This window comes from Thioclava sp. DLFJ4-1, assembly GCF_002020145.1.
GTDB lineage: Bacteria > Pseudomonadota > Alphaproteobacteria > Rhodobacterales > Rhodobacteraceae > Thioclava > Thioclava sediminum.
This window is the reverse complement of record NZ_MPZT01000004.1, coordinates 401,340-415,430: the sequence shown is the minus strand read 5'-3', so window position 1 is coordinate 415,430 and position 14,091 is coordinate 401,340. Positions and strand designations below refer to the sequence as shown.

General features: G+C 64.0%; 14 protein-coding genes. 3 read left to right on the top strand and 11 right to left on the bottom strand.

Annotated elements, in window-relative coordinates:
• Positions 1–50: 50 nt before the first annotated feature.
• The 6 genes from BMI85_RS14930 to BMI85_RS14910 all read right to left on the bottom strand — a co-directional run bounded on the left by BMI85_RS14930 (position 51) and on the right by BMI85_RS14910 (position 6,107).
• Positions 51–2,054 carry an acetyl/propionyl/methylcrotonyl-CoA carboxylase subunit alpha gene (locus tag BMI85_RS14930; protein ID WP_078547480.1) on the bottom strand — a complete coding sequence of 668 codons (2,004 nt, stop codon included), beginning with the start codon at positions 2,052–2,054 and terminating at the stop codon, positions 51–53.
• A gap of 152 nt (positions 2,055–2,206) precedes the next feature.
• Positions 2,207–2,413 (bottom strand): hypothetical protein, encoded by a 207-nt coding sequence (locus tag BMI85_RS14925; protein WP_078571734.1) that lies wholly within the window; start codon positions 2,411–2,413, stop codon positions 2,207–2,209.
• A 349-nt stretch (positions 2,414–2,762) separates the two neighbouring features.
• The gene (locus BMI85_RS14920; RefSeq protein ID WP_078601828.1) at positions 2,763–3,155 is read right to left on the bottom strand and encodes a hypothetical protein; all 393 of its coding nucleotides are present in this window, start codon (positions 3,153–3,155) and stop codon (positions 2,763–2,765) included.
• Between the two features lie 63 nt (positions 3,156–3,218).
• Positions 3,219–3,560, bottom strand: a complete 342-nt coding sequence (locus tag BMI85_RS21150) for a hypothetical protein (RefSeq protein ID WP_108722403.1) — start codon at positions 3,558–3,560, stop codon at positions 3,219–3,221.
• A 484-nt stretch (positions 3,561–4,044) separates the two neighbouring features.
• On the bottom strand, positions 4,045–4,566 hold the full coding sequence (locus tag BMI85_RS14915) for a DUF6497 family protein (protein ID WP_246832571.1): 522 nt from the start codon (positions 4,564–4,566) through the stop codon (positions 4,045–4,047).
• 8 nt (positions 4,567–4,574) lie between these two features.
• A complete protein-coding gene (locus BMI85_RS14910) occupies positions 4,575–6,107 on the bottom strand; it encodes an acyl-CoA carboxylase subunit beta (RefSeq protein WP_078522856.1) in 1,533 nt (510 codons plus the stop codon).
• Positions 6,108–6,342: 235 nt separating this feature from the next.
• On the opposite strand from BMI85_RS14910, the gene BMI85_RS14905 reads away from it, so the two are divergent.
• A complete protein-coding gene (locus BMI85_RS14905) occupies positions 6,343–7,737 on the top strand; it encodes a helix-turn-helix transcriptional regulator (RefSeq protein WP_078522857.1) in 1,395 nt (464 codons plus the stop codon).
• A 60-nt stretch (positions 7,738–7,797) separates the two neighbouring features.
• Here BMI85_RS14905 and BMI85_RS14900 read toward each other — a convergent pair whose 3' ends face one another.
• Both BMI85_RS14900 and BMI85_RS14895 read right to left on the bottom strand, forming a co-directional pair.
• Entirely contained in the window at positions 7,798–8,043 is a 246-nt protein-coding gene (locus tag BMI85_RS14900; RefSeq protein ID WP_078542708.1) for a YdcH family protein, read from the bottom strand.
• A gap of 71 nt (positions 8,044–8,114) precedes the next feature.
• On the bottom strand, positions 8,115–8,765 hold the full coding sequence (locus BMI85_RS14895) for a thermonuclease family protein (RefSeq protein WP_078601827.1): 651 nt from the start codon (positions 8,763–8,765) through the stop codon (positions 8,115–8,117).
• Between the two features lie 80 nt (positions 8,766–8,845).
• Between BMI85_RS14895 and BMI85_RS14890 the strand changes: the two genes are divergently transcribed.
• Positions 8,846–9,229, top strand: coding sequence for a DoxX family protein (locus BMI85_RS14890; protein WP_078601826.1), 384 nt, complete (start codon positions 8,846–8,848; stop codon positions 9,227–9,229).
• Between the two features lies 1 nt (position 9,230).
• Here BMI85_RS14890 and betA read toward each other — a convergent pair whose 3' ends face one another.
• The 3 genes from betA to betI all read right to left on the bottom strand — a co-directional run bounded on the left by betA (position 9,231) and on the right by betI (position 13,020).
• The gene (betA, locus tag BMI85_RS14885; RefSeq protein WP_078601825.1) at positions 9,231–10,886 is read right to left on the bottom strand and encodes a choline dehydrogenase; all 1,656 of its coding nucleotides are present in this window, start codon (positions 10,884–10,886) and stop codon (positions 9,231–9,233) included.
• Positions 10,887–10,990: 104 nt separating this feature from the next.
• Complete coding sequence (betB, locus tag BMI85_RS14880; protein WP_078601824.1) at positions 10,991–12,442, bottom strand: betaine-aldehyde dehydrogenase; 1,452 nt, start codon at positions 12,440–12,442, stop codon at positions 10,991–10,993.
• Positions 12,439–13,020: a transcriptional regulator BetI gene (betI, locus tag BMI85_RS14875; protein WP_078542703.1), complete on the bottom strand. Its 582-nt coding sequence runs from the start codon at positions 13,018–13,020 to the stop codon at positions 12,439–12,441. Before betI ends, betB begins: the two co-directional genes overlap by 4 nt.
• A gap of 116 nt (positions 13,021–13,136) precedes the next feature.
• Between betI and BMI85_RS14870 the strand changes: the two genes are divergently transcribed.
• Complete coding sequence (locus BMI85_RS14870; protein WP_078601823.1) at positions 13,137–14,081, top strand: choline ABC transporter substrate-binding protein; 945 nt, start codon at positions 13,137–13,139, stop codon at positions 14,079–14,081.
• The last annotated feature ends 10 nt before the right edge of the window (positions 14,082–14,091 follow it).

Here is a 14,091-nt window from a genome sequence, read left to right as displayed (position 1 = left end):
GCGGGGTGAGCCGGTCGCCCGGCCTCCCTATGCCACGGCGCGGGCGTCACTTATTCGAACTCCATGATGATGTCGTCGACGGCAAGGCTCGCGCCCGCCTCGGCGTTGATCTTCTTCACGGTGCCCTTCTTCTCGGCGCGCAGGATGTTTTCCATCTTCATCGCCTCGACGGTGGCCAGCGGCTGACCCTCCTGCACTTCCGCGCCCTCCTCGACCGAAATCTTCACGACGAGACCCGGCATCGGGCAAAGCAGGAATTTCGAGGTATCCGGCGGCAGTTTCACCGGCATCAGCTGCGCAAGCTCGAACTGGCGCGGCGTGCGGACATGGACCTTCAGATCGGCACCACGCACCCGGATGCGGAAGCCCATCGGGATCTTGCCGACTTTCAGCACCAGGGGCGCACCGTTCACGCTCAGCTCGGCCAGCGGGTCGCCCGGGGTCCAGTCGCTCTCGACGCGCATCTCTTCGCCATCCTCGAAGATGATGGTCGAACCATGGCGATCCGCGTTCACCTTGAGCTTGAAATCCTCATCCTGAAGCGAGACAGCCCAATCCACGCCGACCTTGCGCTCGTGATTGCCGAGCGTGCCGGAGATCTTCGTGCGCCGGATTTCGGCCACGCGCTCCATCGCCGCCGTGGCCGCCGCGACCTTGCGCAGCATCCCCTCGTCCAGCGTCACGCCGTTGAACCCTTCAGGATATTCCTCTTCGATGAAGGCGGTGGTGATGTTGCCGGTCACGAAACGCTCGTGATCCATCACCGCAGCACAGAACGGCAGGTTGTGGCCGATGCCCTCGACCTCGAACATATCGAGCGCGAGACGCATCTCTTCGATAGCCTCGCCACGGCTCGGCGCCCAAGTGCAGAGCTTGGCGATCATCGGATCGTAGAACATCGAAATCTCGCCGCCCTCGAAGACGCCGGTATCGTTGCGCACGATGCCACCCGAAGCGGTCTTGCCTTCCACCGGCGGGCGGTAGCGGGTCAGACGCCCGATCGAGGGCAGGAAGTTGCGATAGGGGTCCTCGGCATAGAGGCGGCTCTCGATCGCCCAGCCGTTGATGCCGATATCTTCCTGTTTCATAGGAAGCTTCTCACCATCGGCCACGCGGATCATCTGCTCGACGAGGTCGATGCCGGTGATCAGCTCGGTGACCGGGTGCTCCACCTGAAGGCGGGTGTTCATCTCGAGGAAGTAGAAGTTCTTCTCGCCATCGACGATGAATTCCACCGTGCCCGCGCTGCAGTAATCCACCGCTTTCGACAGGGCCACGGCCTGCTCGCCCATCGCTTTGCGCGTCTCGGGGTCGAGGAAGGGCGACGGCGCCTCTTCGATGACCTTCTGGTTGCGGCGCTGGATCGAGCATTCACGCTCGTTCAGATAGACGCAGTTGCCGTGCTTGTCGGCGAGCACCTGAATCTCGATGTGGCGCGGTTGCGTCACGAATTTCTCGATGAAGATACGGTCGTCGCCGAAGCTGTTCGCGGCCTCGTTCTTGGACGACTGGAAGCCCTCGCGCGCCTCTTCGGCATTCCACGCGATACGCATCCCCTTGCCGCCGCCACCTGCGGAGGCCTTGATCATCACCGGGTAGCCGATCTCGTCGGAGATCTTCACCGCCTCATCGGCATCCGCGATCAGGCCCATGTAGCCGGGCACGGTCGACACGCCCGCCTCTTTCGCGAGCTTCTTCGAGGTGATCTTGTCGCCCATCGCCTCGATCGCGCCCGAGGGCGGACCGATGAAGGCGACGCCCTCTTTCTCGAGCGCCTCGGCGAACTTCTTGTTCTCCGACAGGAAGCCGTAGCCCGGGTGAACCGCCTCGGCGCCCGACTGGCGGATCGCATCCATGATCTTGTCGATCACGATATAGGACTGGTTCGCGGGCGGCGGGCCGATATGAATCGCCTCGTCGGCCATCTGGACATGCAGCGCCTGCGCATCGGCATCGGAATAGACGGCGACCGTCTTGATCCCCATCTTCTGCGCCGACTTGATGACGCGGCAAGCGATCTCGCCACGGTTGGCGATCAGGATTTTCTTGAACATGTCAGGCCCTTCCCTTCCGGTGCGGGAGGGGCATCCCCCCGCCCCGCGTGTCGTGTTCATGATGTGAGACAAAAGAAAAACCGCCACCGGGGCGTACAGCCCCGATGGCGGTCGAATAGCGATCGGACGCGGTCAGAGCCGCGCAGATGTGCTTAGTACGAGCGCTGGCAGACGCCTGCGTCGTCGCAATACGTGCCTGCGAGCGCGCCGAGGGCCGCACCGGTGAGCGCGTTGTTGTCGGTCGCATCCGCGATGATCGCGCCGCCGGCCGCACCGGCGAGGGCGCGCTGGCCGTCGGTTTGCATGCAGCCTGCGAGAGCGAGGCCGGCAAGGACAAGAAGGATCGGGGTTTTACGCATGGGAAACTGCCTCCAATAGCGGTTATGATTGGACGCGAGTTTATCGCGGCGCCGTGAAAAGCCAACGGCGAAAACGCGAGCTGAAGCCCCATCGGCGAGCTATCGCCGCTCCCCTTCACATCTTGGCGGAGCCCCCCTTGACCCCCGAAAGAAAAAAGCTGCGGCCCGACCATAAGATCAGGCCGCAGGAATAGGGAAGGGGTAGGGATATTAAACAAGCCGCGGGTGTTGGGGACAGTACGGCTTGCCCGCTCAATGTGACCGCGCGCACCGGCGATTGCAAAGGCGAAATCCCTGCAACCATGAGGTTCGGCGGCATGCCGCCATTTCGCGCAGGACATCAGCGAAATCATGCCCAATCCTCATCCTCGTCATCATCGAAGGCGAAGGCGTCGGGATCGGCGAAGACCTCCGGGAAGGAGGCTTCCGCGCGTTTCACGTCGATTTTCAGAAGCGCCTCGTAGCTTTCGGGATCGAACGGATCCTCGGCGGCCACCACCTCGCGCCCGAAGAGCCAGCTCAACCGGCCCGCATCGAGATTGCCGCGCTCGAACGGCTCTTCGCCGAACTGCGCCCAGAGCGCGGCCATGAAGCCCGCATCGGCCTTGCGATCGCCGTGGCCGCGATCGGCAAAGCGTTCACGCCGGATGAGCTTCGTCGCGCCCTTCTTGTTGGCACGGCGAATGGTGAATTGATAATCCGTCGAGGGTAACCGCGACGGGAAACCGCGATGCTTCAGCATGACGCGCCCTCCCCTTTAAAGTTGCTGGGACGGCGCGTGCTGAGCGTTAGCGGTGCAACACTGTTACCCGCGCGTCGGGTCGTTCGGAGTTGTCGAGCGAGGCGTTCCCGTCGGCTGACGCATTGATCCGCCGCGCGGCTCGGGCACACATTGTGCCGGTCGCTGCGCTGTTGCGGCAGTCGCGGTCTCGAGCGGTCCGCATTCGAGCGGACAGTCGGGCACGGACGCCGGGTATTGCGAGTCGACGAGCCGCCCAGTCGGTCGGCACGAGCCGCCACTGGCGACGGGGCCGCCATATTTGCCGGTATAGACCGGCTCCACGGTGACAGGTGCAGGCTCCGGCTTGGGCGCACAGCCCACAAGCAAAGCCGCGCAGGCAACCGCGCCCAGAGAAATTCGGACCATTTCACTCTCCCCCACTCATTGTTGGAATGGCTAAGAGCGTACTCTGGAAGGATAATTGCCGCTAGGTAACCGTATGGCGTATCACACAGCGCCACGGCTCCCGCAGGGATCGCGAGGGCAAGGCGACGGCTGCCGCCCCGCCCCGCACGCAGATTATTTGTACTTGCCGGTGTAGGTCGGCTCGGTGGTGACGGCCACCGGCGCGGGCTCAGGCTTGGGTGCGCAGGCTGCGACGAAGGCCACGAGGCCAAGCGCGATGAGAGCTTTCGACATGTCGTTCTCCTGTCCAAGGGGGCGCCCGCCCCGATCTCGGCGAGGTCCGGCACGACCCGTTTCAATGCGGGGACCAAAATTGCTTTCCCCAAGGGCAGGTTAGCCTGCAAATCCCGCTCACGAAAGCGCGATTTAGCCGTGAGCGGCTGCGCTTGCGCGCGCCCCGGCATTATGCCCTCCAAGCTGTGATCTGCGGTTCCGGCCAAAGCCATCAGAAAAACTCCCAAACGCAGTTTCCGTCCTCGACGGAAAAGCTGTCGAAATATTGCACCACCTCGGGGGCGGCATCGCCGAACGGCACGATCTGGTCCGACAGGCTCACCATCACCTGCGCGGGCTCCGGACCGGGCTGCGGCAGGCGCGGCACCACCCACCCGTTGCACAGCGCCTCGATATCCTTCAGCGCGATATCGGAGGACAGCGGACTGCGCCCTCCGATCTGCGGCGCAAGGAAGCGAAAGCGATAGGTCAGCCCGTCCGGCCCGGCCTCGTTATGGATCACGTCGATCCACCAGACCTTTTGCCCCGACGGGACCGGGATCGCATCGCCCTTCGTCCCCTCCGGCCCATCGCCCGGCCCCAGATCCTCACCCAGATTGCCCGGATGCATCACCGCCCCGTAATCGGGCACCGGGGTCACCTCCCGCAGCTCCTGAGCCGGCGCCGGAGACGCCAGCACCATCCCGGCGAGAGCGCCGGGCAAGAGCGTCGTGATCCTCGGCCTGCCCGTCATGCGCCTCCTCAGAGCGGGATGTTGTCGTGCTTCTTCCACGGGTTGGACAGCTTCTTCGAGCGCAGCGCCGCAAAGGCACGGGCCACCCGGCGACGTGTCGAGCGCGGCTGGATCACCTCGTCGATGAAGCCCTTCTCGGCCGCCACGAACGGGTTCGCGAAACGGTCCTCATAATCGGCGGTGCGCTTGGCGATCTTCTCAGGCTCGCCCAGCTCCGAACGGTAGAGAATTTCGACCGCGCCCTTGGCACCCATCACCGCGATTTCCGCGGTCGGCCAGGCGTAGTTGAAATCGCCGCGCAGGTGCTTGGAGGACATAACGTCGTAAGCGCCACCGTAAGCCTTGCGGGTAATGACGGTGACCTTCGGCACGGTCGCCTCGCCATAGGCGAACAGCAGCTTCGCACCGTGCTTGATGACGCCGTTATATTCCTGGCTGGTGCCCGGCAGGAAGCCCGGCACGTCGACAAGCGTCAGGATCGGGATTTCGAACGCATCGCAGAAGCGCACGAAGCGCGCCGCCTTGCGGCTGGAATCGATGTCCAGACAGCCCGCCAGCACCATCGGCTGGTTCGCGACCACGCCGACCGTCTGCCCTTCGAGACGGATGAAACCGGTGATGATGTTGCCTGCGAAATCCTTCTGGATCTCGAAGAAATCCCCCTCATCCGCGATCTTCAGGATCAGTTCCTTCATATCGTAGGGGGTGTTCGCGTTCGACGGCACCAGCGTGTCGAGCGACGCCTCGATCCGGTCCACCTCGTCGAAGAAGGGCCGTACGGGAGCCTTCTCGCGGTTCGACAGCGGCAGGAAGTCGATCAGGCGGCGGGTCTCGAACAGCGCCTCGACGTCGTTCTCATAGGCGCCGTCGGCGACCGAGCTTTTCTTGGTGTGGGTGGACGCGCCGCCCAGCTCCTCGGCCGTCACATGCTCGTTCGTGACCGTCTTCACCACGTCGGGGCCGGTGACGAACATGTAAGACGTATCCTTCACCATGAAGATGAAGTCCGTCATCGCGGGCGAATAGACCGCGCCACCAGCACAGGGGCCCATGATGAGGCTGATCTGCGGCACCACGCCCGAGGCCATGATGTTGCGCTGGAACACGTCCGCATAACCCGCAAGCGACGCCACGCCTTCCTGAATCCGCGCACCGCCCGAATCGTTGATCCCGATCACCGGCGCACCGTTCTGCACCGCCATATCCATGATCTTGCAGATCTTCTCGGCATGGGTTTCCGACAGCGAGCCGCCGAAGACGGTGAAGTCCTGGCTGAACACATAGACCATGCGCCCGTTCACGGTGCCCCAGCCGGTGACGACGCCGTCGCCATAGGGCTTGCTCTCTTCCATCCCGAAATCGGTGCAGCGATGGGTTTTGAACATGTCGAACTCTTCGAAAGAGCCCTCGTCGAGCAGCAATTCGATCCGCTCGCGCGCGGTCAGCTTGCCCTTCTTGTGCTGCGCCTCGATGCGTTTCTCGCCGCCACCAAGGCGGGCTTCGTCGCGCCGATGCTCCAGCTCCTTCAGGATGTCTCTCATGAGGGTCCTCCGCATAATTTCCCGGCACACTATTCCGAACGCAACAATCTTACAAAGGGGATTCGAGAAAATTTGCAAATAATTGGCAAGCAACGGATAGCGAATTGCATAACTGCGAAGTTCGTTGCTGATCGAAGCGTATTGCCGATTGACGGCGTGGCGCCGTTTCTGACCCGGGAAAATTTGACGCAGGATTTTTGCAAAGCTACAAATTCATTTGCAAAGGGAGGGGCAGATGGCGACTCAGAAACTCTATGCCGGTGTGAAACTACGCGAAACCCGCACGCGGCTCGGCCTGACCCAGAAAGCCTTCGCCGAGCGGCTCGGCGTGTCGCTGCCCTATCTCAACCAGATGGAGAACAACCACCGCCCGGTCTCGGCGCAAGTCGTGCTGGCGCTGGCGAGCGAGTTTGGCCTCGACGTGACCGAGCTATCGGCAGGCGATGCGGAGCGGCTGGTCTCGGACATGCGCGAGGCGCTGGCCGATCCGATCTTCTCCGATGGCGCGCCGCCCTTGGCAGATCTGCGGCTCGCGGCGTCCAATGCACCCGCCCTCGCCCGGTCTTTCCTCGAGTTGCACCGCGCCTATCGCCAAACCCATGAACGCCTCGCCTCGCTCGACGAAGCCCTGGGCCGCGAGGGCGCGCAAACGGTGGTCTCCCCCTGGGAGGAGGTCCGCGACTTCTTCCACTATTGCGACAATTACATCGATGCCGTCGACCGCGCCGCCGAGCGCTATTCCTGCCGCGATGGCAATAGGTTGGAGCCGATTCCTCATGCGATCGACACCCTCGCGAAACGGGGCATCGACGTGCAGTTTTCCGACATTTCGCAGCTGCGCGAGCGCGATGGCAATCGCCTTCTGATCAACGCCCATGCGGGCCGCCCGACGCAGGCGTTCCAACTGCTCCATCAGGTCGCGCTGATGACCCAGAACGACCTGCTGGAGGCCACGCTCGACCTCGCGCGTTTTCAGTCCGACACCGCCCGTGCCATCGCCAAGATCGGTCTGGCCAATTACTTCGCGGGCGCGGCGCTTCTGCCCTATCGCCCCTTTCTGGAGGCGGCACAGGACACCCGCCACGATCTGGAGCGGCTCTGCGATATTTTCACCGCCTCGACCGAGCAGGTCGCCCACCGCCTCTCGACCCTTCAGCGGCCCGGCGCGAAGGGCATCCCCTTCTTCTTCGTCCGCGTCGATCAGGCCGGCACGATCACCAAGCGTCACTCTGCCACGCGACTGCAATTCGCCCGGTTCGGCGGCGCCTGCCCACTCTGGAACGTCCACCAAGCCTTTGAGACACCCACGAAATTTCTGCGCCAACTCGCCGAGACCCCCGATGGCGTTCGCTATCTCTGCCTCGCGCGCGACGTCTCGAAGTCGGGTGGCAGCTTCACCGCGCCTGTGCGGCGCTACGCGATCTGTCTGGGCTGCGAGGTGAGCCACGCGAAAGGGCTCGTCTATGCCGACGATATGGAGCTCGGCAATCCGAAGGCCTACCAGCCGATCGGGATCTCCTGCCGGATCTGCGAGCGCAAGGACTGCCACCAGCGCTCGGTTCCGCCGCTGGAACGCCGCCTGCATGTCGACCCCGACCATCGCGGCCTTCTGCCCTACGACATCGCATAGAAAAACGCCCCGGGGCCGAAGCCTCGAGGCGTCCCACCAAATCACTCGTTACCCTACAACTCAGGCGTCGGCGGTGCCCAGCATCCGCGCGATTTCGTCCTTCACTGCGGCGCGTTGCTTGCGCAGGTCGGTCTCGGCCAAGCTGTCCATCGGCTCCACATTCGTCTCGGCCCGGTGCACGCGATCGTTGAGCGCGTCGTAATCGTCCAACAATTTTGCAAAATGCGCGTTGGAGATTTTCAACTCGTGAATCCGATCGAGTTTCGTCGGGAATTCTTCTTGCAGCGTGTGCGGCGTATTGGCCATGTCGCTCCCTTTCCTTGCTGTCGGGTCGACATTAGGCCAGCGCGACTCGTCCCACCTTGATGCGCATCAAATCAGCCGCCCGCGCGACGCCATCCGGCCGATTTTGCATCGGCTTCCGAGCAGAACCACCGCTCGCCCTTGGCCTCGTTGATCCGCGTGGCGGCATAAGCGCGCGTGCCCGGCAGATGATAGAGCCGTCCGCGCCCGGAAATATTGCCTTTGATCGCGCAATTTCCCGGCGGATTCTGAACTTTGGCCGCTGCCCGCACCTCTGCGGGGCGCTGCGCCGCGCCCTGCCAGACACCGAGGCCCGCGCGCCGCGCCCGCTCCTCCTGCGACACGTAATCGCGCGAATATTTCCGATAGGCGAAGGCCGCCCCGCGCGCGACCATCTCGGCATTCAGGTCGCGCCCGCCTGCCCGGCAGACCGCGATCAGCCGCCCGTAGCGATCTTCCTCATCGCCCGAGCAGCGCACCCCCTGCCCCACAAGCCGCTGCAGCTCCGCCGTGGCCGCCCGGCCGCAGGCCCAGCGCACACCCTGCGCCGTCTTGCAGCTCTGCTTCGCCTCCGGCGCGTCGATCCCGAAAAGCCGCACCCGCGTATTCGCGACCACCAGCGTATCGCCATCGACGACGCGCGGCAGACCGGTCACCGTGGCCGCCGAGAGCTGCGATGCGGCGGGCACCGCCAGAAGAACGAGGAGTGAACAAATCCTTAACATGCCCCAGATATCGGCGGAACTGATCTCGCACGCAACAGATTTCGTAGCCGATTGGTAAACGCGAAACTTGGGAGCCCCACATGTCCGACGCACTCAACCTGATCGGCCGCATCCTGATCGCTCTGCTGTTCTTCGGCGGCGCGGTGCAGAAAGTCACCGATCCGCAAATGGTCGAGGAGATGATCGGCTGGCTTGGCCTGCCCGGCTGGCTGGTCTGGCCTGTGGCGCTGTTCAACCTGATCGCGGCGCTCGGCCTGATCTTCGGCCCGAAGGTGCGGGCTTGGGCCCTCATCCTTGCCGCCTATTGCATCTTCACCAGCTGGTTTCACTGGCAGCTGCGCGCCGACCCGTGGCAGGTGACGATCTTCGTGAAGAACTGGGCGATCGCCGGCGGGCTCTTGATCCTCGCGGCGCAGGGGCCGGGACGCTATGCCCTCAGCCTCCCGCGCCGCAAGAACCGTTAGATCAGCGCTGCGCCACCTGCCAGTTCGGCGCCACCCACGGCTCGAGGTTCTCGCGCGCGAGCGGCGCGCGGCCCAGCAGGTGATCGGCCATCTTCTCGCCCACCATGATCGAAGGCGCGTTCAGGTTGCCATTGGTGATCCGCGGGAAGACCGAGCTGTCGGCGACCCGCAGCCCCTCCACCCCGATCACGCGGCCTTCAGGGTCGACGACGGCGCTCGGATCGTCCGCCGCCCCCATCTTCGCGGTGCCGCAGGGGTGATAGGCGCTCTCGGCATGTTCGCGAATGAAAGCGTCGATCTGCTCATCCGTCTCGACCGCAGCTCCCGGCTGGATCTCGTGCTTTACATGCGCGGCCATCGGTCCTTGCGCAAAAATCTCCCGCGTGAGCCGCACGCATTTGCGGAACTCGGCCCAATCGTCGGGATGGCTCATGTAGTTGAACTTGATCTCGGGCTTGGCCTCGGGATCGCCCGAGCTGAGCCGGACATGCCCACGCGATTTCGAGCGCATCGGCCCGACATGCGCCTGGAAGCCGTGGCCCTCGGCGGCAGCCTTGCCGTCATAGCGCACCGCGATCGGCAGGAAGTGATACTGGATATCCGGGTAATCGATCCCGGCATCCGAGCGGATGAAAGCACAGCTCTCGAACTGGTTCGACGCGCCGAGCCCGCCCTTGGTGAAGAGCCACTGCGCGCCCACCCGCGCCTTGCCGTAGAGGTTCCAGTATTTGAACAGCGTCACCGGCTGCTTCGCGGCGAATTGCATATAGATCTCAAGGTGATCCTGCAGGTTCGCACCCACGCCGGGGCGATCCGCCAGCACCTCGACACCATGTTCGCGCAGATGCTCTGCCGGGCCCACGCCCGACAGCATCAACAGCTTCGGCGTATTGATCGAGCTGGCCGCCAGCACGACCTCCGAGCTCGCCCGGACCACCTCGATCTGCCCCTTGCGCTTGATCTCGACGCCGACAGCCTTCTTGCCGTCGAAGACCACGCGCCGCGCCAGACCGCGCACGATCCGCAGCTTGCCGGTCTTCAGCGCCGGGCGCAGATAGGCATTGGCCGCCGACCAGCGACGCCCCTTGTAGATCGTGGCCTCCATCGGCCCGAAGCCTTCCTGCTGCTGGCCGTTGTAATCCTCGGTCACCGGATAGCCCGCCGCCTTGCCCGCCGCGACGAAAGCGTCGAACAGCGGGTTGGCGCGCGGTCCGCGCGTCACATGCAGCGGCCCCGAACGGCCACGCCATTCGGTCTCTTCGCCGCCATGCCAATGCTCCATCCGCTTGTAATAGGGCAACACATCCGCATAGCCCCAGCCAGTCGCGCCGCTTTTCTCCCAATGGTCGAAATCGCGCGCGTGGCCCCGGACATAGACCATGCCGTTGATGCTCGACGAGCCGCCCAGCACCTTGCCGCGCGGGGTCGCCAGACGGCGCCCGCCCAGATGCTCTTCGGGTTCCGACTGAAAGCCCCAGTCGTAGATCCCCATATTCATCGGATAGCTCAGCGCGCCGGGCATCTGGATAAACGGCCCCGCATCCGAGCCGCCATGCTCGATCACCACCACGTCGCGCCCCGCTTCCACGAGCCGATACGCCAGCGCCGAGCCACCCGAGCCCGCGCCTACGATCACAAATTCTGCCGAAACACTCATATCTTCCCCTTGGCGGAAATATCCCGGGGGCGCCGGTTGGTGCGCCATCGGTCCGAGGACCAACCGGCAACGGGCAGCGCCCCCAAGCCTCGTCAAATTCGAACTCAGTACGGGCTCTCGACCGGTCCCATGCCGACATAGACGGATTTGAGCTGCGTATAATGCTCCACCGCCGCGCGGGAATTCTCGCGCCCGAAGCCCGATTGCTTGACCGCGCCGAAGGGCATCTCCACCGGCGTCAGGTTATAGGCGTTGATCCAGGTCGTGCCCGCCTGAAGCTGGCCGACGACGCGGTGGCCGCGCGCCAGATCGCCGGTGAACACACCCGCGGCGAGGCCGAACTGCGTGTCATTGGCCCGCGCGATCGCCTCTTCCTCGGTTTCGAAATCCAGCACCGACATGACGGGGCCGAAGATTTCTTCCCGCGCGATGGTCATGTCGTCGGTGACATCGGCGAAGACCGTGGGCTGCACGAAAAGCGTTCCCTCGTTGCCCGCAGAGCCACCGCAGACCAGCCGCGCGCCCTCGGATTTCGCGCTCTCGACATAGGACATGACCTTGTCGAACTGCGCCTGCGAGATCAGCGGGCCGAATTGCGTCGCCTCATCGAGCGGATCGCCCGCGACGATGGTCTCGGTGCGCTCTTTCAGCCGGGCGAGGAATTTCTCCTTGATGCCCTTCTGCACGAAGACCCGCGTCCCGTTCGAGCAGATCTGACCCGAAGAATAGAAATTCCCCAGCATCGCAGCCCCGATCGCGCTCTCGATATCGGCATCGTCGAACACGATCATCGGGGATTTGCCCCCAAGCTCCATCGTGACGTGCTTCATGCCCGCCGAAGCCGCCTGATAGACCTTCGCGCCCGTCGGCACCGAGCCCGTCAGCGAGACTTTCGCGATACGCGGATCGGTCGAGAGCGCCGCCCCCACCCGGCCGAAGCCCTGCACCACGTTGAAGATCCCCGCGGGCATCCCGGCTTCGATGAAGATCTCCGCGAGCTTCAGCGCGCCCAGCGGCGTCATCTCGGAAGGCTTGAACACCATCGCGTTGCCGGTCGACAGCGCGGGCGCGGATTTCCAGCAGGCGATCTGGCTGGGATAGTTCCACGCGCCGATCCCTGCGCAGACGCCGAGCGGTTCGCGGATCGTATAGGCGAAATCACCGCCCAGCGGCATCGTCTCGCCAGTCAGCGTCGGCGCCAGACCTGCGAAATATTCCAGCGCCTCGGCGCCCGAGGGCCAGTCGGCCTCGCGCGTTTCCTGAATCGGCTTGCCGGTGTCGAGGGTTTCCAGCAGCGCCAGTTCCTCACCGCGCTCGCGGATGATCGCGACGGCGCGGGTCAGGATGCGACCGCGCTCGACCGGGCGCAGTGCGGCCCAGTCCTTCTGCGCCTCAACTGCCCCGGAAATCGCGGCGTCGATCACCGCAGGGGTCGCCGCGTGCAGCTTGGCGATCACCTCGCCGGTGCCGGGATAGGTGACGATCAGCTCGTCGCCGTCCGTGTCTTCCATCCAGTCGCCATTCACGAAATGGCTTGCTTTCGGCTGTGCCCTCATTGGTGGACCTCCAATTCTTTTTCCAGATGCGCCAGCACCAGTTCGCAGGCGGCCTCGCGGTCGGGTTCGCCCGCGACCAGCGCCGCGCGGATGTAGACGCCGTCGATCATCGCGCCCAAACCCTCGGCCACGGAGCCCGCACGGTCGCCGACCAAAGGGCGCAGCCCGTGCATGAGGTTGGAGCGCAGACGGCGCTGATAGATATGCAGCAGGCGCCGGGCTTCGGCGCTCGACTGCGCGAGAACGTAAAAGTTCAGCCACGCGGCGATCGCCTCGTGACGGAACGAGCCAGCCGCGAAAGAGCCCATCACAACTGCGCGAACACGCTCGTGCGGGGTCTGCGCCATCGCCATCGCGCCACGGACTTCCGCGCCATAGATCGACAGAATCGACCGCATCGCGGCGAGGAAAATCCGGTCTTTCGACCCGAAATAATGGTGCGCCAGCGCCGAGGACATACCTGCGCGCCGCGCGATCTGCGCGACCGTCACGTCGAGCGATCCCGCCTCGCCCACTGTCTCAATAGTGGCTTTGACCAAGGCTGCGCGCCGTATAGGCTCTGCTCCAAGCTTCGGCATGTTCGGCCTCCTTCCGGGTGGCTTGCTTGCATGTCGAGCTAGAACATGTTTATTGACTCGTCAATCAACAACCGCATCCCGCGGTTTTTCTTAACGCTGCACAGGGAGAAAAAAGCATGAAACTTCGTTCCACGCTCCTCGCAATGGGGGCTGCGCTCTCGCTCGGACTGGCAGGTACCGCACCCGCACAGGCCGCCGATTGCTCGAAAGTGACCTTCTCCGATGTCGGCTGGACCGACATCACCTCGACCACCGCGGTCGCGACCACGATCCTCGAAGCGCTCGGCTACGAGACCGACACCAAGGTGCTCTCGGTTCCGGTGACCTACGAGGCGCTCTCGAAGGGCGATGTCGATGTGTTCCTCGGCAACTGGATGCCCTCGATGGCCGCCAACGTGGATCCCTACACCAAGGACGGCACGGTCGAAACGCTCGGCACCAACCTGACGGGCGCGAAATACACGCTCGCGACCAACGCCGCCGGCGCCAAGGCCGGCATCAAGGATTTCTCCGACATCGCCAAGCATGCCGACGAACTGGACAACCAGATCTACGGCATCGAGCCGGGCAATGACGGCAACGCGCTGATCCTCGACATGATCGACAAGGACGCGTTCGGTCTGAAGGACTTCGATCTTAAGGAAAGCTCCGAGCAGGGCATGCTCGCGCAGGTCGCGCGCGCCGACAAGGCCGACAAGCCGATCATCTTCCTCGCGTGGGAGCCCCACCCGATGAACTCCAACTTCGACATCACCTATCTCTCGGGCGGCGATGACTTCTTCGGCCCCGACTACGGCGGTGCGACGGTCATGACCAACGTCCGCGCGGGCTATGTCGACGAATGCCCGAACCCGGGCAAGTTCGTCTCCAACCTGAAGTTCACCCTCGGGATGGAAAACGAGATCATGGGCAAGATCCTCGACGATGGCGACGATCCCAAGGACGCCGCGAAGGCTTGGCTCAAAGCCAATCCCGATGCCTGGAAAGCCTGGCTCGACGGTGTGACCGCGAAGGACGGCGGCGACGCGCAGGCAGCGGTCGAGAAAGCGCTGAACTCGTGAGCCTTTGGGC